We start from the raw sequence: 20,570 nt of genomic DNA, 5'->3' as shown, positions 1-20,570 counted from the left end.
GCCGGGCGCGCGATCAGCCTGCGCTCGAACGTGCGGCTGGAAATGGCGCCCGATGCCCAGCTGACCGCCCTGCCGAACACGCTCAAGCGCTACCACGTCATCCGCGTTTGGCGCGCGGACAACGTGCAGATCATCGGTGGGCGCGTGGTCGGCGAGCGTGACCAGCACCGCGGCGACAGGGGCGAGTGGGGCTACGGCATCAACATCCAGGCCTCGAACAACGTGCTGGTCGAAGGCACCCATGTCTCCGACTGCTGGGGCGACGGCATATGGATCGGCGCGTTCGGCCGCGGCGCCAGGGCAGAGCTGTCCACCGACGTCACCGTGCGCAACGTGGTGTGCACCAACAACCGCCGCCAGGGGCTGTCGCTGGGGCCGTGCCGGCACGTGCGGATCCTCGACAGCACCTTCAGCAACACCCACGGCACCAAGCCGCAATCGGGCATCGACCTGGAACCGATGGGGCAGGGGGAAACCCGCGACGTGCTGATCCAGGGGTGCACCATGACCGGCAACCAGGGCTGCGGCGTGGAGATCCACCACAGCGTGTCGGGCGTGGTCATCCGCCGCTGCACCATCCGCGACAACGAAGGCTACGGCGTGCTCGCGGCGCAGATGGACGACCTGTGGGTGGACGACAACACCATCACCGACAACGGCCTGAACGGGGTCAAGCTCGCCGGCCACACCAGTGACGTAAAGGTCACCGGCAACACCCTATCGTCAAACAGTACCCACTCGCTGCGCCGCGCGCTCAAGGCGATGGTGACCGGCAGCGGCGGCGCGCATGCCGCGCAGCTGCACGTCGGCGCGAAGACGTCGAACGTGCACGTGTCGGGCAACGTGTTCTAGCGCGTCCGGTGGGCAGGAGCGGCATCGGCAAAGGAACCAAGCAATGAAATTCGTTTTTTACGCCAACACCGACTGGTACCTGTACAACTTCCGCCTGTCCACCGCCCAGCGGCTGCAGGCGGACGGCCACGAAGTGGTGATGCTGTCGCCGCCCGGCCCGTTCGGCGGGCGCTTCGCGGCGCGCGGCTTCCGCTGGATCACCCTGCCGATGGATCGCGCCAGCCTCAACCCGCTGCGCGAGGCGATGACCCTGAAGCACCTGGTGCGGGTCCTGCGCCGGGAGAAGCCCGACCTGCTGCACAACTTCACCGTCAAGTGCGCGGTGTACGGCGGTGCGGCCGCACGCATGGCCGGGGTGCCGGCCACGGTCAACGCGGTGGCCGGGATGGGCTACGTGTTCACCAGCAACGACCTCAAGGCGCGCTGCCTGCGGCCGCTGGTGCAGGCGCTGATGCGCGGCACGCTCGACCATCGCCGTTCGCTGCTGATCCTGCAGAACCCCGACGATGCGGATGTTTTCCGTCGTTCGCGGCTGGTCGCGAGCGAGCGCGTCCACGTGATCCGCAGCTCCGGTGTGGACACGTCCCGCTTCCGCCCCAGTTCCATGTCCGGCCGCGACGGCCGCCTGCGCGTGCTGCTGGCCGCGCGCCTGCTGTGGGAGAAGGGCATCGGTGAATACGTCGAGGCCGCCCGCCAGCTCAAGGCGCAGGGCAGGGACATCGAGTTCGTGCTGGCCGGCGCGCCCGATCCGGGCAACCCGCGCTCGGTGAGCGACGAGCAGGTCCGCCGCTGGGCCGCGGAAGGCGTGATCACCTGGCTGGGCCACGTCGAGGACATGCCGGCCCTGCTGGCCACGATCGACGTGATGGCGCTGCCCAGCTACTACCGCGAAGGCGTGCCCAAGAGCCTGATCGAAGGTGCCGCGGCCGGCCTGGCGCTTATCACCACCGACCAGCCCGGCTGCCGTGAGGTGGTCACGCGCCACGGCGTCGACGGCCTGGTGGTGCCGGCGCGCAACGCCAGCGCGTTGGCGGCGCTGGTCGGGCGGCTGGACGACGACCGCGACCTGCTGGCCCGCCTGGGTGCCAGGGCGCGCGAGAAGGCGCTGGCGGAGTTCGACGAACGCGCGGTGATCCAGCGCACGCTGGATGTCTACGAGCGCCTGCTGGGAACGGACATGCCGGGCGGATCGCTGGCCGGCTCGCCCTCCTAGCCGCGTCGCGCGACCGGGAAAAAAGAGACGCCGGGGCAGTGGTCTGCCCCGGCGCCAGGTCTTGCGTGTACGACAGCCTGGGGCCGTCGCTTGCTGCTTACCGCTTGGGCGTCAGCTTGTTGTTGGTGATCTTGATGGCGCGGGCGCCGTTGCTGACCTGGATGTCGCGGCTCTGGCCGCCACCGCCGCGGGACGCGGACATGTACTGCGTGCTGTTGTACTGCAGCGTGTTGCCGCTGATCGTCGCGTTGTGGGTCTTGCCGCTCATGCGCAGGCCGGCCAGGCCGTTGCGGGTCGCGTGGTTGCCGTTGAAGGTCAGGTGGTGGGAGCCGATCGCCATCACGCCGAAGCCACGGTTGCCGGTGAAGTTGTTGCGCACGAAGGAGATGCCCGAGACATTGGTGTGCATCTCGATGCCGTTGCCGTGGTTGCCCGAGATGGTGTTGTTCTCGAGGCGGATGGTGTCGGCCGGGCCCTGCTTCTGCGGCTCGAAGTCGATGCCGGCTTCCGGCAGCGTGCCCTTGGTGTCCTTGAACGTGCTGTTCACGATGTAGACGTGCGTCGCCGGCCCGATCGACATGCCCTGGCGGCGGTTCTGCGAGGAGTTCACGTGGTTGATGGTGATGTAGTTGGAGCGGTCCAGCCTGCTGCGCTTGCCGGTCGCGCCGATCCAGAGGCCATCACCCCAGAACTGGGACAGGCTGAGGTTGTGCACGTAGACGTGGTCGGAGCCGGAGATGTTGATGCCGTAGCCCCACTCGCCGCTGCGGCCCTTGTGCTTGGCGCGGTCGCCGGTGAGCCGGCCGCCGACGATCTCGACGTTGCTGACGTTGAACACCTTGACCATGTGATAGCGGCTCTTGCCGCTCGGGATCGCGCGCAGCTCGGCGTTGGAGGCCAGCTGCAGGCGGACGTGCGAATGCAGGTTGATCGACTTGGACGTGTTGATCATGTAGCGGCCGGCCGGCACGTACACGGTACCGCCGCTCTTGGGAAGCGCGTTGATGGCGGCCTGGATCGCCGCGGTGTCGTCGTGCCGGCCATTGCCGACCGCACCCTTGGACTTGACGTTGATGGTGCGCGAGCCGATCGCGATATGCGGATTGGCGTTCCACCAGGAAGCAGCAGCAGCAGGGAGTGCCACGGCAGACAGAGCCAGCGAGGCAGCGATCGCCAAGGGCTTCACGCGGAACGCGCGCTTGGTGGTGGCCGGCTTCGCCGAGGACTGGATGTCGTGTTGGTTCATCATCAGGTGTTGACCCTCTCGTCACGTTGAAGTGACACGAACGATGCAAAACCTTCACCGGTGCTAACAAGCTCGACCATTCGGTTTGGTTCATGTAGATCCCCGCAGCCCTTGCCAGCGCTCGATTTGGCCGGTTTTTTCGGATGAAGAAAATGTGACCCCGCCGTTTGATCGTTGCGAAAGGGCCGTTAAGGCATGCAGCGGAACGCGCGGCAAGGCAGGCACGCGCCTGCGCGATCGAAAGAGAGGCGCCCGCCTGCCTTCGGCAAGCCGCGAGCGCCCTGGCAGGACCCGGCCGGCGGGGCCTGCGTGTGCGGTGAGTGGCGGTCCCGGGCAAGGGCTTGGGCGGCTTCCTGCACCGGGGGCCTGCCGCGCGGCGATCATCCCGTGGGCCGGCCTGGAGAAGGCGTGGGCATCGCTGGCCGGCACCGAGCGGTACCCACCGGCCTCCTTCTGCGCGTGAGCTGCCTGCGCGGCGTGTGATCGCGTCGCTCCCGCGCCGGTGTCCGGCCAGGGCATCGCGTGGCGCGGTGGGGAAACCCGCCTGGTGGCGGTCGCACGTCCGTTCCTGCGAGGGCGCGCGTGGCGCGCGTGGTGCGCCAGCGTCCCAGGTGGGCGGGGTACGCCGTGCGGTACTCCGGCACCCGGGCAAAAGAAAAGCGCCGGGCATTGCTGCCCGGCGCTTGGTATGGAACGCCAACCGGCCCTTACTTGTTGGGCGTGAGCTGGTTGCCGGAGGTGGTGATCGCGTAGGTGTTCTTGCCGATCTGGATATCGCGGCTGTCGGCACCGCCGGCAGTGGAAGCCGACATGTAGTGCGTGCTGTTGTACTGCAGCTTGTTGTTGTTGGCCGAGGAGTTATGCGTCTTGCCGCTCAGGCCGATGCCGGCGTAGCCATTGCGGGTCGCGTAGTTGTTGGAGAAAACCGCCTTGGCCGTGCCGATGGCCAGGGCGCCGAAGCCGTTGTTGCCGCTCAACTGGTTACCGGCGATGGTGATCCCCGAAGTGTTGGCGTGGATCTCGATGCCATTGCCATGGTTGCCGGAGAAGGTGTTGTTCTCCATGCGGATGGTATCGGCCGGGCCCTGGTCCTGCGGCTCGATGTCGATGCCCGCTTCGGGCAGCGTGCCCTGCGTGTTCTTGAAGGTGCTGTTGACGATGTAGACATGCTGGGCCGGGCCGATCGAGAGACCCTGGCGGCGGTTGTGCGACGAGGTGACGTTGTTGACCGTCACGTAGTTGGCGCGAACCAGCGAGCTGCCCTTGCCGACGCCGCCGATCCACATGCCGTCGCCCCAGAACTCCGAGAGCGACACGTTGTGCACCAGCACGTTGCTGGCGGCGGAGACGTCGATGCCGTAGCCCCACTCACCGGTGCTTCCCTTGTGCTTGGCCCGGTCGCCGGTCATCTTGCCGCCGACGATCTCGACGTTGCTGACGTTGCGCACCTTGACCACGTAATAGCGGCTGGCGCTGTTGGGGATGACGGCCAGCTCGGCGCCGGAATCGAGCTTGAGCCGGGTGTGCGAGCGCAGCTGGAGAGGCTTGAGCGCGTTGATCATGTAGCGGCCGGTCGGGACGTAGATCGTACCGCCGCTGCTCGGCAGCGCGTTGATGGCGGCCTGGATGGCGGCGGTGTCGTCGTGCGAGCCGTTGCCGAGCGCACCCTTGTTCTTGACGTTGATGGTGGTCGAACCGATCGAGATCGAGGGGTTCGCGTTCCACCAGCTGGAAGCGGCAGCAGGAAGTGCCACGGCAGACAGTGCCAGCGAAGCCAGGGCGAGCATCAGGGGCTGCTTCTTCAGGAAGTTGCGCTTGGTGGCGGCCGGCTTGGCCGAGAACTGGGTGTCGTGAAGATTCTTCATCAGGAGGTGACCCTTTCATCACATGGAGGCGACGCGAAAGATGCAGTGCCTTCACTGGGCTAACAAGCTCAGCCATTGGGTCCCGTTCATGGTCCCGGGGCTTCCCGGGCGCGGCAGGGACGGATGGGTCTGCTCACGCAGCGTAGGCCGGCGTTACACCGTCGATTGACGTCCTCTGCCGTTCACTGAACAACCGCCGATGGACGCGGCGTTTTCAAGCGGCCCCTGGAGCAGCTGCCGGCCGCTAGGGATTCCCAAACCACCAGAGGTCTCGTCCCCACTCCGTGCCGGGCTCAAGGCATTCCCGCGCGCCGATCCGCGAGACCCATGGCCCCACGGAGGACAACAAGATGATTTCAAGAAGGCGCTTTCTTCAGTCTTCGGCTGCGCTTGCCCTGCTGCCGATGCTGCCAAAGATGGTCCGGTCGGCGGACGCGGGCTTGCGCATCCGCCCCAGCTGGGACACGTTCTGCACCGGACCGCTGTACCAGCCCTTCGTCGACGCCATCGGCCAGATGCGCTCGGACTGGGACGCCACGAAGCCGCAGGACTGGGCCTACTGGGTCGACGTCCACAAGAATTTCTGCCCGCACGGCCGTACCTACTTCCTGGCGTGGCACCGCGGCTTCCTGTACCGGTTCGAGGAAATGCTGCGCGAGGTTTCCGGCGTCAACGAGATGGTGCTCCCCTACTGGGACTACTACACCCATCCGCAGGTGCCGCCACAGTTCCTCGACACGTCCTCGCCGCTGTGGCGCAAGCAGCGCACGGGCGACGACGTTTCCGGCGCGCTCTCGATGGACCCCTTCGCCGACACCGTCACCAACTTCCAGCGGGGGACCAGCAACGCGTTCGAAACCCTGCTCGAGACCGCGCCGCACAATCCGGTGCACAACCTGATCGGCGGCGCGATGGGCGATGTCGCCATTTCGCCGAGGGACCCGCTGTTCTGGGTGCACCACGCCAATATCGACCGGCTCTGGCTGGCCTGGTTCGACGCAGGCGGCGGGCGCCACATGCCCAAGGCCTACAAGCCGTACTGGCAGGGCGACTTCGAATACGGCGCCGCGGTGGCGACGGTGCCGCGCGTGTGGGCGCGCAACCCGCAGAGGTACATGCTGTACGACTACGAGAACGACACGATGCCCTCGACGCTCCCCTCCGACCCGCCGCCCAGCACCTCGACCGCAACCGCCGCGGCCTTCTCGTTGTCGCCGGCACGGATCGGCGCGGTGCCGATGCGGCCGGCGAGCGTGCAGACAACGCCGGCTGGCAGTGCGCAGCCGCTGGCCCTGGACGAGCATTCGGTCACCGTCGACGTGCCCCTGTCCAGCACGCAGACGAACCAGGTGCGCTCGCTGCTGATCAAGCCGGCCGCGAGCGAGGCGACCTCGGCGCCGACCCCGTTGCGGCTGGTGCTCGACGGCGTCCAGCTGACCAAGCTCGGCCTCAAGGGCGGGTATCTCTACAAGATCTATCTCAACCTTCCGGATACCGCGGGCGTGCAAAAGCCCGAGCGTGCCTACCTGCTGGGCATGCTGGGTCCGTTCGAGATCACCGTTGCGCAGATGAAGGTCGCCATGCAGGGCAAGGGCATGCAGGCCATGCAGGACATGCAGGCGCAGGGAGCCAAGGGCAGGCCGGATACGCGCTTCGAGTTCCCGCTCACCGACGCCTTGCGGAACAACTGGCCCGACCAGCTGGACACGCTCAGCATCTCGTTCGTCCGGGTCAACGGTCGCCGGCATCCGGCCAAGGGCGACGCCATCCACCTCAAGTCCGTGGGGGTCGAGGTCGATAACTGACCCATCCACGCCATCCACGCGAAAAGGGCGCCGTAGGGATACGGCGCCCTTGTCGTATCTGGTGAATGGAAACTCACAGGCCGCAGGGGGACACCCGGCGCGGGCGCACGCATGTGCCGGGCGCTGGAAGCAGGCTGGCGCCTGCACGGCGTCTTCCATGCTTGTGTGACGCGGGTCTCGCCCGTTCGGGAGGGCGCAGGGGCGCGCCCGGCACTTTTTGCCAACGTGGTCATAAATCGCCCACTTGGGGTGATCTGTCGAGCTTGCTTAGGTATGTGACGATCGCGCATTTTTTGCGTGAGCTTCGCGTGACGAAGCCTTACCCGACACACGACCCTGAGATCCCGTCAAAATGAACGTTTCGCTTAAGAATCAGAAGCTTGCCTCTGTCGCCCGCGCCGCCGTCACCGCGAAGAAGTTTGTGAAGAAGCCCTTGACGCTGGCTGTCGCCGCGCTGGCCCTGTCCGCCTTCGCCGCGCCGTCCTTCGCCGCCGACTGGTGGAACCCGCTGCCGCATATCGTCTTCAGCAAGGCCGGCGTGAACGTGCACAACTACGGCGCGCTCGGCGACGGCGTGCATGACGACACCGCCGCCATCCAGGCCGCGGTCGACGCGCTGCCCGCCACCGGCGGCACGGTCTACGTCCCGGCCGGCCACTACATGATCAACGCGCTGAAGTCGATCCAGCTGCGCTCGCACACCCGCCTGAAGATGGACCCCGCGGCCACGCTCGAAGTGATCCCGAACAGCGCCAGCCGCTACTGGGTCATCAAGGTGTGGGGCGTGACCGACGTCAAGGTGGTCGGCGGCAACATCGTCGGCGACCGCACCAAGCACAAGGGCACCACCGGTGAGTGGGGCTACGGCATCAACGTGGTGGCGTCCACCAACGTGTTCCTGAAGAACATCAATCTCTCCAACTTCTGGGGTGACGGCATCTGGATCGGCGCCAAGGACATCAACAAGGTCCACGTGCGTTCCGACTACGTGACGGTCAACGGCGTGGTGTCGAGCAACAACCGCCGCCAGGGCCTGTCGATCGGCCCGTCGCAGCACGTCTACATCGTCAACAGCACCTTCCAGAACACCAACGGCACGGCGCCGGAAGCGGGCATCGACATCGAGCCGATGACCGAAGGCCAGACCAACACCATCCGCCTGGAGAAGAACACCTTCGCGGGCAACAACGGCAACGGCATCGAGATGCACGCCAACATCTCCGACATCGCCATCGTCGGCAACACGATGAAGGGCAACCGCGGCTTCGGCGTGCTGGGCGTGTCCGCTCCGTACGTCAACGTGATCGGCAACTACATGACCGAGAATGGCCTGGCGGGCGTGCGCCCGAGCGGCGGGTCGCACGACTGGCTGATCACCGGCAACACGCTCAAGTACAACAGCACCCGCTACATGTCGGCGACCAAGGATGGCGGTTCGCTGAGCCGCGACCTGCAGTTCGGCCAGAAGACCTACGCCATCACGGTGCACGACAACGTCTACTCCAACGCCAAGTACAACACCTTCACCAAGTAAGCGCTCGCGACTTGGTTCTCCCCGGGGCGGCCTTCTGGCCGCCCTTTTTTTGTTTGCCCGCTCCGGCACGGCGCGGGTGCCGGCTTGCGTTGACGGGGCATTGATCCGCTGCGACCGATCCTAGCGATTCGTTAAATTTCCGAACGGTCGAGGTCGGTCATGCACAACGGGCGCGAGGCTCAAGCCGTCCTGGAAGCGGGGGCCGCGCCGCGGCGGCCGCCTTCGAGGAAGCTCGCGCCGGTGAGCGTGGTGGTTCCCTGCTTCCGTTGCGCGGCGACCATCGACGACGCGGTGGACTCGATCGCGGCCCAGACCTTGCGGCCGGCCGAGGTGCTGCTGGTGGAGGACGCCAGTGGCGATGACACGCTCGCGGCCCTGCACCGTGTGGCCGCCACCCACGGCACCGACTGGATCAAGGTGATCCCGCTTCCCGCCAACCGGGGGCCATCGCACGCGCGCAACACCGGCTGGCAACAGGCGCAGCAGCCCTACATCGCCTTCCTCGATGCCGACGACAGCTGGGGGCCGCGCAAGCTGGAACTGCAGATGGCCGCGCTCGAGGCCGATCCGGAGATCGCGCTCATCGCCCACCAGATGCTGGTGCGCCCGCGCGGCACGGCGGTGCCGGCGCCGCAATCGCCCGCGGGCGTGCAGATTGTCGGGCGCGGGACGCTGCTGGTGCGTAACCCGTTCCCGACTGCGTCAGTGGTCCTGCGTCGCGACCTGCCGTTCCGCTTCGACGAGGATTTCCGGCGTTCGGAAGACTACCTGTTGTGGTCGCAGATCGTGCTCTCCGGTTATCGCTGCGCCAAGATCGACCAAGTGCTGGCGATCTGGAACCGCCGGGAGAACGGGGCGGTGGGGCTGAGCGACGACTTCGAGGCGATCCACCAGGGCCGCCGCGACCTGCGCCGCAAGCTGGTGCGCCAGGGCCTGCTCGGGAGGCACGAGTATGTCTTTGCCAGCACCGTGGGCCTGGTCAACAAGCTGCGGCGGGATCTGTTCCGCAGTCTGCGCCGGCGTCGCCGGGCATCACCGGCGTGAGCCACCCCCGTCGGTGGCCGGCCTGGCTGACATCACCTCCACGTTCCTGTCGAAAGAATGTCCAGGCTCAGGTGCGTTCGCCAAAGGCGCGCCGCCATGAGCGTCCTGTTCCCCCGGGCCGGTTAGGAAGACTGCCATGATCGTTTCGCACAAGCACAAATTCATTTTCCTCAAGACCAACAAGACCGCCGGCACCTCGATCGAGATCGCGCTCTCCAAGTTCTGCGGGCCTGAGGACATCATCACGCCGATCTCTCCGGTGGACGAGGAAACCCGGCACTCGCTCGGCTATCGCGGGCCGCAGAACCACCTGGCCCCCTGGTACGACTATGGCCCGCGCGACCTCGCCAGGCTGGCGATCAAGGGGAAGCGCAAGCTGCGCTTCTACAACCACATGACCGGGCGCGAGGTGCTCGAGTACGTCGGCCGGGACGTGTGGGACAGCTATTTCAAGTTCTGCTTCGAGCGCAATCCCTACGACCGGCTGGTCTCGCACTACTACTGGTGCAACCGCTCCGAGCCACGTCCCCCGATGTCGCGTTTCATCCGCTCGCCCCGGGCGATGGCCCTCAAGCAGCGTGGCTACGAGGTGTACACGCTCGGTGGCAAGGTGGCCGTGGACCGGATCTGTCGCTTCGAGGCGATTGCCGACGAGCTCGAGGAGGTCCGCAGGATCATCGGGCTGCCCGAGCCGCTGGTGCTTCCGCGTGCCAAGGGCCAGCACCGCGCGGACAAGCGCGGCTACCGCGAGGTGCTGGGGGAGGAGGAGCGCAACTGGGTGGCGCAGACCTTCGGCGAGGAAATGCGGCTTCTGGGTTACCACTACTGAGCGCGCGGCGCCATGCGGCTCCCCTGGCAGGAGAGCCCGCGGTCGGGCCCGCGTGCTTGCGGTTCTTGAACGACGATTTCACGGCAAAACCTCAATCATCCGCCTGGCAGAAACAGGTCGCGGGCGTGCGGGTGCCTTTCAGCCGAAGCGCGCCCGCATGCGTTGTCCCATCCCGTTGGCGGGAACGGCGGCGCGGCCGTCGAACCCCGAGGCTGGAAAGGTTTTTGGCTTGATGGATCCGAATGATCGCGTGCACGGCAACCGCCAAGAGGCCCGCATGAACCTCAGCGTCGTGATTCCCTCCTACCGCTCCGAGCGCTGGGTCGCGCGGGCGATCCGCTCGGCGATCGCCGGGGGCGTTGCCGAGCGCAACGTCATCGTGGTCGAGGATGGCGTGCTCGACGGCACCGGCAAGGTGGTCCAGGCCACCGGGGCGCGGCTGTTCTCGCTGCAGCAGAACGGTGGCGCGCCGCATGCGCGCAACCTGGGCCTGGCGCAGGTGGACACCGACTACGTGATGTTCCTGGACGCGGACGATTACGTGGAGAACGGCCTGCTTGCAGGACTGGTGGAGACGCTCGAGCGGGAACGCGCGGACGTGGCGATCGGCCCGTGGGTCTACGACGGCGACGGCCGCGAGCGCGGGATGCTGCGCCAGCCGCCGGCGCTGGAGAACGGCGAGCGGATCTTCCACTGGGTCATGCACGCCTTCTTCCCGCCATGCTGCATCGCCTGGCGAACGGCCGCCATCCGCTCGATCGGTGCGTGGGACGAGCGGCTGCGCAAGGACCAGGATGGCGAACTGATGATCCGCGCGCTCATCCGCGGCCTGAAGGTGGCGATTTCCGACCGCGGCAACGGGGTGTACTGGCAGCACAACTCGCCCCACCGCGTCACCAAGGCGCAGATCAAGGACGTGATGTACGCGGCCGACGTGGTGTTCGAGCAGATCGAGGCCTGGGTGCGCGCGCGGCTGGCCAGCGGCGCGGGCAGCGACGAGCGGTTGGCGCTCGGACGTTTCTGCTGCAAGACCGCCTGGGTGGCCTACGCCTACGGCGACAGTGCGTCCGGTGACAAATGGAGCGCCAAGGCGCGCGCGTTCGGGTTCCACAACCGCGGTTACAACGCCCGCAGTGCACTGCTGGCCTCGTTCCTTGGCATCCGGATCTCCTCGCGCATCAAGGCACGCACCAGCTCGGTGTACCGGCGCATCGCGCAACGATAGAAGCCCATGCGCCGCAGGGGTGGCCCATGGTCCCGCGGTCGTCGCTATACGACCGATTCACGCCCCCCCCGCCAACGTTCGCACCCACGACCTACGGTCGAGCCCGCCCACGATCTACCGCCCATGACAGACACGAACGTCGGCGCCGCCCGCCACGCATTGTTCGAAACCGATCACCTGCACCAGGACCTGCGCAAGCGCAGCGTGCGGGGTGCGGCGGTGACTATTTCCAGCCAGGCGGCGCGCCTGCTGATGCAGGTCGGCGGCATGGCGCTGCTGGCACGGCTGCTGTTGCCGCAGGATTTCGGCGTGTATGGCAAGACCATCGCGCTGACCGGCTTCATTACCGTGATCCAGACCGGCGGGTTGTCGCTGGCTACCGTGCAGCAGGCCAAGATCAGCCACGGCCAGGTCAGTACGCTGTTCTGGCTCAATGCGCTGCTGGGGCTGACTGCCGCCACGCTGGTGGCCGTGCTGAGCCCGGTCATGGGCTGGTTCTACAAGGACCCACGCGTGATTTCGATCGGCCTGGCCATGGCCGGCGTGGTGCTGATCAGCAGCCTGGGCGTGCAGCATCGGGCGCTGCTGCAACGGCAGATGCGGTTCACGCAGAAGGTGAGCGGCGACCTGCTGGCGCTGCTGGCCGGCTTCGTCGCGGCGGTCGTCAGTGCGTGGCTGGGCGCCGGCTACTGGTCGTTCGTCGTGCAGCAATACACCACGGCGCTGGTCACGCTGGTGATGCTCTACGGCTTCTGCCGCTGGGTGCCGGGCCTGCCGCGCCGCGGCACCGGCGTGGGGCCGATGGTCAAGCTCGGCGCCAACCAGAGTGCGTCGAGCATCCTCATGTTCGCCAACCGCAACGTCGACAACATACTCATCGGCCGCTTCGTTTCCGACGCGGCGCTGGGTTTCTACACGCTGGCGTACCGCCTGCTCCTGCTGCCCATGCAGCAGATCAACGCGCCGCTCTCCTCGGTCATGCTGCCCGCGCTGAGCCGCCTGCAGCACCAGCCCAAGCGGTTCTGCCGGTTCTACTACCGGGCGCTGGGCGCGATCGTCTTCGTCGGCATGCCCGCCGTGTGCTTCCTGCTGGTGGAGGCGCGGTCGATCATCGAACTGGTGCTCGGGCCCAAGTGGTTGCCCACGGTGCCGCTGTTCCAGGCGCTCGGGGGCGCGGCTTTCGTCGGGACCTTCAACATCGCCGGCGGGTGGGTCTATGCCTCGCTCGGCCGCACCGACCGCCGCCTGCGCTGGCAGGCGATCGCCACGCCGGTGACCTTGCTCGGCTTCTTCGCCGGCCTGCCCTGGGGGGCGCTCGGCATCGCCATATCGTTCAGTACCGTCACCGTGCTGCTGGTGGTCCCTTCGCTGCGGAACGCCTACCACGGTACCCCGGTCGACCTGTGGACCACGGCCAAGACGCTGGCACGGCCTGCCTTCGCCTCCATCGGCGCGGCCCTGGTGCTGTGGGCGATCCACGCGTCGGCGCCGCACTGGCCGGCCCAGTGGGTGGTGCTGGATGCGTTGATTTTCGGCGCGGCGTACCTGGGTGCCTGGCTGGCCGATGCCACCGGACGCGCGCACCTGCGCGACCTCGTCGGTGTGCTCGACGAACTGCGCACGCGCAAGGGCTGAGGGAGCAGGCGGGGGCCATGGAAAGCCACTCCCAACCGCACCGGCCGACCGCGGCCCTGCAACGTTCCCTGCGACGTGCGTCGCGGCCGGTTCGCCGTGTCGGGCGCGGGCTGGCGTGCTTCTTTCGCCACAGGATGGCAACGGTGCATCCGTGTCCCGTCTTCATCGGCGGCAGTCCCAAGTCCGGCACGAGTGTCATCGGCGCCCTGCTGGCGCGGGCCACCGGCCAGGCGTTCAGCAAGGACCCCTTCTGGAGCGTCCTGCGCGATGACCGCGGCGGTTTCCTGCTGCCGGACGTGCTCGAGGGCAAGCTCGCGCTCGAGGACTTCGTGGGCCGGTATCGGGCGTACTTCGCCGCCGGCGTGGTCAAGGATCCCGACTTCGTGTTCCTCCTCGCGCAACTGCAGCGGATGTTCCCCGCCTCGGCGCAGGTGTTCGTCGTGCGTGATCCGCGCGAGAACATCCGGAGCATCCTCAGCCGGCTGCGCATCCGTGGCGATCTGGAAGACCTGGGCCCGGACGAACGCCGCATGCTTGGCGCCGAGGAAGGGTGGCGCGCAGTGCTGGCGGGGCGGGGGCTGTGCCTGGACGGTGCGAATTACGTCGCCCGCCTGGCGCAACGCTGGGTCCAGGGGGTGGAGTCCTACCTTGCCGCCAGGGACACCATCCACCTGGTGCGTTATGAGGATTTCGCCAGCGACAGGGCCGGGTCGATCGCCTCGTTGGCCGATGCGCTGGGAATGCGGCTCACGACCGACATCGGCGACAGGCTCGAGTGGCGCCATCGGCCCCACGCCCGGGGCGGCGTCCCGACGGACGACTTCTTCGGCCAGAGGAACCTCGCCACGATCGATGGCATCTGCGCGCCCCACCTGTCCCGGTTCGGCTATGGCCAGTCATGACCTGCCCCACCGCCGCGCGCAAGCTACCTGGTTCACCCGGCCGCGACGGGCCGCATGGCAATTTCCGTCGCGGCATTGTGACGAGGACGGGGCATCCACCCGGATTCCTGATCCGTGCGCGCACCGGGGAAGCCGGTGGGTGCAGCGACGCAGCGCCCGCCGTATGCCGGACACGTATGCCGAGGCGCGGCGCGCATGGGTCAGGGCGGGACGCCTGCCATATGGAACAGACGACTAGAGAGAGTGCCCATGTTCGTTTCCGACAGAATCGTTTTTCTGGAACTGCAGAAGACCGGGTGCACGCACATCCGCAAGCTGCTCAAGGACCTCGTCGGTGGAGAACTCGTAGACAAGCATGACCAGGCTTCGCCGCGCCTGTTCAGGAACGACAGGTTCTTCCTCGGCTCGATCCGCGACCCCTGGGACTGGTACGTCTCGAAGTGGGCCTTCGGCTGCGATGGCAAGGGCGCGGTCTTCAACAACGTGACCAAGGAGGGCCTGCGGATCCGCGGGCGTGGCTGGAAGGCGCATCCCTACCTCAGGCTCATCGACCTGCTGGAGAGTCGCCCCAACCGGCATGCCCAGGAGTGGCGGCGCACCTACCAGGACGCGAACGACGCCGGCGCGTTCCGCGCGTGGCTGCACATGCTCCATGACCCGGACTACTGGCCGGACATCGGCGAGGGTTACAGGCAGTGCGCGCTCAGCCAGTTCGCCGGGCTGCTGACATACCGCTACATGAAGCTGTTCACCTGCAAGCGGGGCGAACTGCGCGAACTGCGCGCCGTCGCCACCCCGGCGCAGCTGGCCGAGCACGAGAGCAAGCGCTGCTTCATCGACTACTTCGTGCGCAACGAGGAACTGGAGGCCAGCCTGCTGGAGGCCCTGCGGCTGGCGAAGGTGCCGGTTTCCCAGGAGGCGATTGCCGACATCATGTCGCGTCCGAAAACCAATACCTCCTCCAAGAAGCACGGTGCCAGCTATTACTACGACGATGAAACGGAGAAGCTGGTCGCCGAGCGCGAGCGCTTCATCATCGGCAAGTTCGGCTACCGGGCGCCCAGCGCCAAGGCCGCCGCCGCGGCGGAGAGTCCGGGCTACCGCGGCGGACAGGGTACCGCTTCCATCCATTCCGGCGCCTTCGTCGGCCAGTACTCGCCCGGCTTCGGCTGAGAAGCAGGAATCACCGGGCGACGGGGCGGCACGCCCGCGACGCCCGATATCAAGAGGCAAGGAGAAACCAAGGTGACGGCAAAAGTTTTCTGTATCGGGTTCCACAAGACCGGCACGACCAGTCTTGCCGTGGCGTTGCAGACGCTGGGCTATCGGGTGACCGGGCCCAATGGCGTCCAGGACCCCGATATCGCCACCAACGTGCATCGGATGGCCTACGAACTCGTCGAGAAATACGACGCCTTCCAGGACAACCCGTGGCCGATCATCTACAAGGACCTGGACCAGCGCTACCCGGGCAGCAAGTTCATATTCACCGTGCGCGAGACGCAGTCCTGGATCAACAGCCAGGTGAAGCACTTCGGCACCCGTGAAACCGCGATGCGCAAATGGATCTACGGGGTCGGTTGCCCGCAGGGCAACGAGGCGATCTACACCCGCGTCTTCGACCAGCACAACCGGGAAGTACTCGAGCATTTCCGGGGACGGCCCGACGACCTGCTGGTGCTGGACCTGCCCAAGGGCGATGGCTGGGACAAGCTGTGCCCGTTCCTGGGCAAGCCGGTGCCGGGGATCCCGTTCCCGCATGCCAACAAGGCCACCGATCGCAATGACCCGCTGCTGGTCAAGCTCCTGAAGAAGGGCAAGCGCCAGCTCGCCGGCGAGAGCGTCCATTCGGCGTAACCCCGTAGGGTTGCGGCAAGGTCGACACCCGTGCCGCGCCCACGCGCGGCACCGACGGGCCTGGACGCCCCGTCACCGGCGACCACGCGTCCAGCCCCCAGCTCGTTCGGTTGCCGTTGCGGGCATCGAGCGCCTCCGATGCCATGGGTGGTTTCCACCCGTGGCCGCCCGTTATACGACGGCTTCACCGGCTGTCCGCTAAGACTGGCTTTTCGAGGTTTGCTGGCTGGTCGATACGGAGGTGTCGCCATGGAACGCTCAGTTGGACTTCTGGAAAACATCCACTACAGGTCGTCCACGGTTGCCTGGGGCGACTACCCCGGATACGTGGAGGACCTGATCATCCGGTCGGGCGCGCGACGCGTGCTCGAACTTGGCGGAGGGGCCAATCCAGCGATACCGCTGGATTTCCTCCGACGACACGGCATCGAGTACACGGTGCTGGACATTTCGCCAACCGAGTTGGCGAAGGCCCCGGACCACTACCGCAAGGTCTGCGGCGACATCGGTTCCCCGTCGATGTCGTTCGACGGGATCGACGGCAGCTACGACATCGTCTTCAGCAAGATGCTCGCCGAACACGTCAAGAACGGCGAGCAGATGCACCGGAACGTCTTCCGGTTGCTGGCGCCGGGCGGCAAGGCGGTCCATTACTTCCCCACGTTGTACGCGCCACCGTTCGTGGTCAACCGCCTGGTGCCGGAAAGGCTGGGCTACTGGTTGCTGCAGTGGCTGCAGCCGGGCCGCGAGCAGGAAGGCAAGAGCGCCAAGTTCCCGGCCTACTACAGCTGGTGCCGCGGTCCGACGCGGCGGCAGATCGCCCGCCTGCGCGGGCTCGGGTATGCCGTCGAGGAATACATCGGCTTCTTCGGGCACCGGGTCTACTACCGCAAGCTTCCGCCCGTGCGGCGTCTGCACTGCCGGCTTGCCGACTGGCTGGTAAAGCACCCGGTCCCGGCACTGACCAGTTCTTCCTACGTCCTGTTGAGCAAGCCCGCGGGGAGCATGCCGGCCCTCCGCGAACAGGAGGCCGGCCGCGCGCTCGCGTGAGTGATCACGACCGGGTGATCCGGTCCGGCAGCGCACCCGGTCGCCTCGCGCCGGGTTGCGCACGGCCGTCGCGCGGTGCCGGGCAGTCGCCTGCCGGCACCGTCCGGAGACCAGGCGGCCCGAAGGGTGCCGGGGCCGGGGTGGGGTCGTCCACCGGCAGGTTTTCCGGCCAGCCGAACCGGTCGCCCAGATAGCGTTCCCAGGTCCGCGGGGCAAAGATATAGGACCCTGCGCCGGGCGTGACGGTCAGTTCACCCACGTAGACCCGCCCCTGGTGGACATAGAAGTCGACCCGCAGGTAGCCGAACGGGCTTGCGAGCTTCTTGGCCAGTGCCAGCATCTCGGCCAGCGCCTCGGGCTTCTCGCTCCGGTGATCGCTTTCGCGCAGCAATGCCAGTTCGAGCTTGAACGGCGCCGGCGACCAGTCCTCCATATACAGCTGCTGCTCGAGGTCGCGGAAACGGCCGTGCATGTGCTGGATGAAGACGAAGGGCTCCTGGCCGGGCGAATTGAAGACGTTGAACTTGTAGTCGTCCGGCGCCTCGTCGCCGTCCAGCAGCGGCTGCTCGAAGATGATCCGCGGCGGGATCGGCAGGTAATGCTTCTCCCGGCTCCGGGAGGCGGCGCGCGAGGCCAGCCAGTCGTTGGCCAGTTCGGCCAGTGCCACGGGGTCCTCCGTCGACTTGTCGCGCACGATCTTCACCTGCCCGAAGCCGTTGCTGCTCTTCATCACGAAGGACGACGGCAGCGACGCGATCGTCTCGGGCGTGACCGATTCGGTGGCGAGGAAGGCGGGTACCAGGTACTGCGGCCCAATGGCCTGCGCGATGTAGTCCCTCGCGGCGACCTTGTCCGCGAGCGTGGAGAACACCGCCGGCGGATAGCGCATGCGGTGGAAGATCTTTTCGGAGAACCGTTTGGGCTGCCTGAAGTTGCAGAACCTGCGATGGAGAAGCAGGTGCTTGTACTGATAGAACACCGGGTCAGGCAGCGAATTGAAAAAGCGCTTGATGGCCTTTTTCATGCTTGGCGCGGGAAAGTTCATGGCCCTCTCTTCTCGTCCTTCGGAAACGCCATAAGGAGCGGCGCGCGTGGCGCCCTCCGCAGAGTCCCGGCTGCTTGCCGATCGATTGTCGGTCGCCGCTCGTCGGCGACCGGTCCCACTTTAAGCGGGACCCCCGTCATGCTGGCGTGTTTTGCGCGGCAACGGGCGGCTCGCCGGCGAGGCACATTCACACCCGGGTGACGCGGGCCGGCGCGACGGCGACCGCCACGGTCCCGCGCCGGGCCTGACCGGCAAGCCAACCGCGCACTTCGTGTTCATCGATCCCGCACGGACAACTGACACGGCTTCCACGTTGCCGTTGGAAGAATCGCCGAGTCCGCCGGGCGTCCGTCCGCGCGGAGGTCCGGGAAACAGCAATGGGCGCTGGCGGCTGCGTTGCGGTGCCGCTTGTTCCGCAAAGGCATAACGCCTGGCGCTCAATGTTCTTTCACAGACGCTTACCGAAGATGCAACGATCGACGACGCCCGTCGCCGCCCCACTGCAACAGGACTGCCCATGACACTGGCCGCAACGCCCCAAGACCACGCCGCGCCGCGCCCCGCGCAGGCGCCGGATACCGACCTGCAACGCCTCGCCGCCTCCTCGCACCTGAAGCGCCTGGAGGCCGAGAGCATCCACATCATGCGCGAGGTGGCGGCGGAGTTTGCCAACCCGGTCATGCTGTACTCCGTCGGCAAGGATTCCTCGGTGCTGCTGCACCTGATGCAGAAGGCGTTCTACCCGGCGCCGCCGCCGATCCCGATGATGCACGTGGACACCACCTGGAAGTTCCGCGAGATGATCGCCTTCCGCGACCGCCGCGCGAAGGAGACCGGCTGCCGGCTGATCGTGCACACCAACCAGGAAGGCGTGGCGCAGGGCGTGAACCCGTTCAGCCACGGCGCCAGCGTGCACACCGACATCATGAAGACGCAGGCGTTGAAGCAGGCGCTGGACAAGTACAAGTTCGACGCAGCCATCGGCGGCGCGCGTCGCGACGAGGAGAAGTCGCGCGCCAAGGAGCGTGTATTTTCCTTCCGCAACGCGCAGCACCGCTGGGACCCGAAGAGCCAGCGGCCGGAATTGTGGAGCCTTTACAACACGCGTATCCACAAGGGCGAGAGCGTGCGGGTGTTTCCGCTTTCGAACTGGACGGAGCTGGACATCTGGCTCTACATCTACCGCGAGAACATCGAGGTGCCCTCGCTGTACCTGGCCAAGGAGCGGCCGGTGGTCGAGCGTGAGGGCCAGCTGATCATGGTCGATGACGACCGGATGCCGCTGGAGCCCGGCGAAGTCCCGCAGATGCGCAAGGTGCGCTTCCGCACCCTGGGCTGCTATCCGCTGACCGCGGCGATCGAGTCCGACGCCGACACGCTGCCGGCGGTGATCCAGGAAATGCTCATCGCACGCACCTCCGAGCGGCAGGGTCGCATCATCGACCAGGACGCCTCGGCCTCCATGGAAAAGAAGAAGCAGGAAGGGTATTTCTGATGGATCTGCAGACCACCGAAAGCCGGCCGAGCGCCGCCGTCACCGCGATCGACGATTACCTGCAGCGGCACGAGACCAAGAGCCTGCTGCGCTTCATCACCTGCGGCAGCGTGGACGACGGCAAGAGCACCCTGCTGGGCCGCCTGCTGTACGACACCAAGCTGCTGTTCGACGACCAGCTGGCCGCGCTGGAGGGCGACAGCCTGCGCCACGGCACGCAGAACGGCCAGCTCGATTTCGCGCTGCTGGTCGATGGCCTTTCCGCCGAGCGCGAGCAGGGCATCACGATCGACGTGGCCTACCGCTTCTTCAGCACGGACAAGCGCAAGTTCATCGTCGCCGACTGCCCGGGGCACGAGCAGTACACGCGCAACATGGCGACCGGCGCGTCCACCGCGGACCTCGCGGTCGTGCTGGTGGACGCGCGCAAGGGGCTGATGACGCAGACCCGCCGCCACACCTACATCTGCAGCCTGCTCGGCATCCGCAACGTGGTGCTGGCGGTCAACAAGATGGACCTGGTCGACTACGCGCAGAGCACGTTCAAGCGCATCGAGAGCGACTATCGACTGGTCGCCGCGCAGATGGGCATCGAGAACGTCGCCGCCATCCCGATGTCGGCGCTGCAGGGGGAGAACGTCTCCAGCCGTTCGCAGGCGATGGGCTGGTACAACGGTCCGAGCCTGCTCGAGCACCTGGAGACGGTCCAGGTCGAGCGCGTCACCAGCAAGCTCGGTTTCCGCATGCCGGTGCAGTGGGTGTGCCGTCCGGACCAGAACTTCCGCGGTTACGCCGGACAGGTGGTCGCCGGCTCGATCGCGCCGGGCGACGAGGTGGTGGCGCTGCCCAGCGGCGTGCGCTCGCGCGTGGCGCGGCTGGTCACCGCCGACGGCGACCTGCCGCGCGCGGCGGCGGGTGACGCCGTGGCGATCCAGCTCGAGGACGAGCGCGATATCAGCCGTGGCGACGTGAT

General features: G+C 66.9%; 17 protein-coding genes. 14 read left to right on the top strand and 3 right to left on the bottom strand.

All coding sequences use genetic code 11. From position 1 onward, the window contains the following. Window positions 1–852 (top strand): right-handed parallel beta-helix repeat-containing protein (locus VFH59_RS15765; protein ID WP_325165861.1); only part of this gene is annotated, 852 nt, incomplete at its 5' end. A 43-nt stretch (window positions 853–895) separates the two neighbouring features. Continuing rightward, window positions 896–2,065, top strand: coding sequence for a glycosyltransferase family 4 protein (locus VFH59_RS15760; RefSeq protein WP_325165860.1), 1,170 nt, complete (start codon window positions 896–898; stop codon window positions 2,063–2,065). A gap of 97 nt (window positions 2,066–2,162) precedes the next feature. Here the strand turns inward: VFH59_RS15760 and VFH59_RS15755 are convergent, their stop codons facing one another. Both VFH59_RS15755 and VFH59_RS15750 read right to left on the bottom strand, forming a co-directional pair. Then, window positions 2,163–3,314 (bottom strand): right-handed parallel beta-helix repeat-containing protein, encoded by a 1,152-nt coding sequence (locus VFH59_RS15755; protein ID WP_325165859.1) that lies wholly within the window; start codon window positions 3,312–3,314, stop codon window positions 2,163–2,165. Between the two features lie 704 nt (window positions 3,315–4,018). Beyond that, window positions 4,019–5,176, bottom strand: a complete 1,158-nt coding sequence (locus tag VFH59_RS15750) for a right-handed parallel beta-helix repeat-containing protein (RefSeq protein ID WP_325165858.1) — start codon at window positions 5,174–5,176, stop codon at window positions 4,019–4,021. Between the two features lie 440 nt (window positions 5,177–5,616). On the opposite strand from VFH59_RS15750, the gene VFH59_RS15745 reads away from it, so the two are divergent. The 10 genes from VFH59_RS15745 (at window position 5,617) to VFH59_RS15700 (ending at window position 17,057) form a co-directional block, all read left to right on the top strand. Further along, complete coding sequence (locus VFH59_RS15745) at window positions 5,617–6,981, top strand: tyrosinase family protein (protein WP_325165857.1); 1,365 nt, start codon at window positions 5,617–5,619, stop codon at window positions 6,979–6,981. A 421-nt stretch (window positions 6,982–7,402) separates the two neighbouring features. Continuing rightward, on the top strand, window positions 7,403–8,515 hold the full coding sequence (locus VFH59_RS15740) for a glycosyl hydrolase family 28-related protein (protein ID WP_325165856.1): 1,113 nt from the start codon (window positions 7,403–7,405) through the stop codon (window positions 8,513–8,515). A gap of 240 nt (window positions 8,516–8,755) precedes the next feature. After that, complete coding sequence (locus VFH59_RS15735) at window positions 8,756–9,559, top strand: glycosyltransferase family A protein (RefSeq protein ID WP_325165855.1); 804 nt, start codon at window positions 8,756–8,758, stop codon at window positions 9,557–9,559. A gap of 136 nt (window positions 9,560–9,695) precedes the next feature. Continuing rightward, a complete protein-coding gene (locus VFH59_RS15730; protein WP_325165854.1) occupies window positions 9,696–10,388 on the top strand; it encodes a sulfotransferase family 2 domain-containing protein in 693 nt (230 codons plus the stop codon). A 277-nt stretch (window positions 10,389–10,665) separates the two neighbouring features. Then, window positions 10,666–11,613 carry a glycosyltransferase family 2 protein gene (locus VFH59_RS15725; RefSeq protein ID WP_325165853.1) on the top strand — a complete coding sequence of 316 codons (948 nt, stop codon included), beginning with the start codon at window positions 10,666–10,668 and terminating at the stop codon, window positions 11,611–11,613. A gap of 123 nt (window positions 11,614–11,736) precedes the next feature. After that, window positions 11,737–13,248 carry a lipopolysaccharide biosynthesis protein gene (locus tag VFH59_RS15720; RefSeq protein ID WP_325165852.1) on the top strand — a complete coding sequence of 504 codons (1,512 nt, stop codon included), beginning with the start codon at window positions 11,737–11,739 and terminating at the stop codon, window positions 13,246–13,248. 143 nt (window positions 13,249–13,391) lie between these two features. After that, window positions 13,392–14,150, top strand: coding sequence for a sulfotransferase (locus tag VFH59_RS15715; protein ID WP_325165851.1), 759 nt, complete (start codon window positions 13,392–13,394; stop codon window positions 14,148–14,150). Between the two features lie 249 nt (window positions 14,151–14,399). Next, window positions 14,400–15,323 carry a hypothetical protein gene (locus VFH59_RS15710; protein ID WP_325165850.1) on the top strand — a complete coding sequence of 308 codons (924 nt, stop codon included), beginning with the start codon at window positions 14,400–14,402 and terminating at the stop codon, window positions 15,321–15,323. Window positions 15,324–15,395: 72 nt separating this feature from the next. Continuing rightward, complete coding sequence (locus VFH59_RS15705) at window positions 15,396–16,007, top strand: sulfotransferase family protein (RefSeq protein WP_325165849.1); 612 nt, start codon at window positions 15,396–15,398, stop codon at window positions 16,005–16,007. A gap of 249 nt (window positions 16,008–16,256) precedes the next feature. Next, window positions 16,257–17,057 (top strand): class I SAM-dependent methyltransferase, encoded by an 801-nt coding sequence (locus VFH59_RS15700; RefSeq protein ID WP_325165848.1) that lies wholly within the window; start codon window positions 16,257–16,259, stop codon window positions 17,055–17,057. Between the two features lie 4 nt (window positions 17,058–17,061). On the opposite strand, the gene VFH59_RS15695 is transcribed toward VFH59_RS15700, so the two are convergent. After that, on the bottom strand, window positions 17,062–18,081 hold the full coding sequence (locus VFH59_RS15695; protein ID WP_325165847.1) for an ATP-grasp fold amidoligase family protein: 1,020 nt from the start codon (window positions 18,079–18,081) through the stop codon (window positions 17,062–17,064). Between the two features lie 538 nt (window positions 18,082–18,619). Here VFH59_RS15695 and cysD point away from each other — a divergent pair. Together cysD and VFH59_RS15685 are read left to right on the top strand one after the other, a co-directional pair. Next, a complete protein-coding gene (cysD, locus tag VFH59_RS15690; protein WP_325165846.1) occupies window positions 18,620–19,597 on the top strand; it encodes a sulfate adenylyltransferase subunit CysD in 978 nt (325 codons plus the stop codon). Beyond that, window positions 19,597–20,570 (top strand): sulfate adenylyltransferase subunit 1 (locus VFH59_RS15685; protein WP_325165845.1); only part of this gene is annotated, 974 nt, incomplete at its 3' end. The genes cysD and VFH59_RS15685, both read left to right, overlap by 1 nt.

It is taken from the genome of Frateuria sp. (assembly GCF_035695185.1).
Taxonomy (GTDB): Bacteria; Pseudomonadota; Gammaproteobacteria; order Xanthomonadales; family Rhodanobacteraceae; genus Frateuria_A.
Note: the sequence above shows the minus strand (reverse complement) of the source record. Positions and strands in the feature narration are given on the sequence as shown.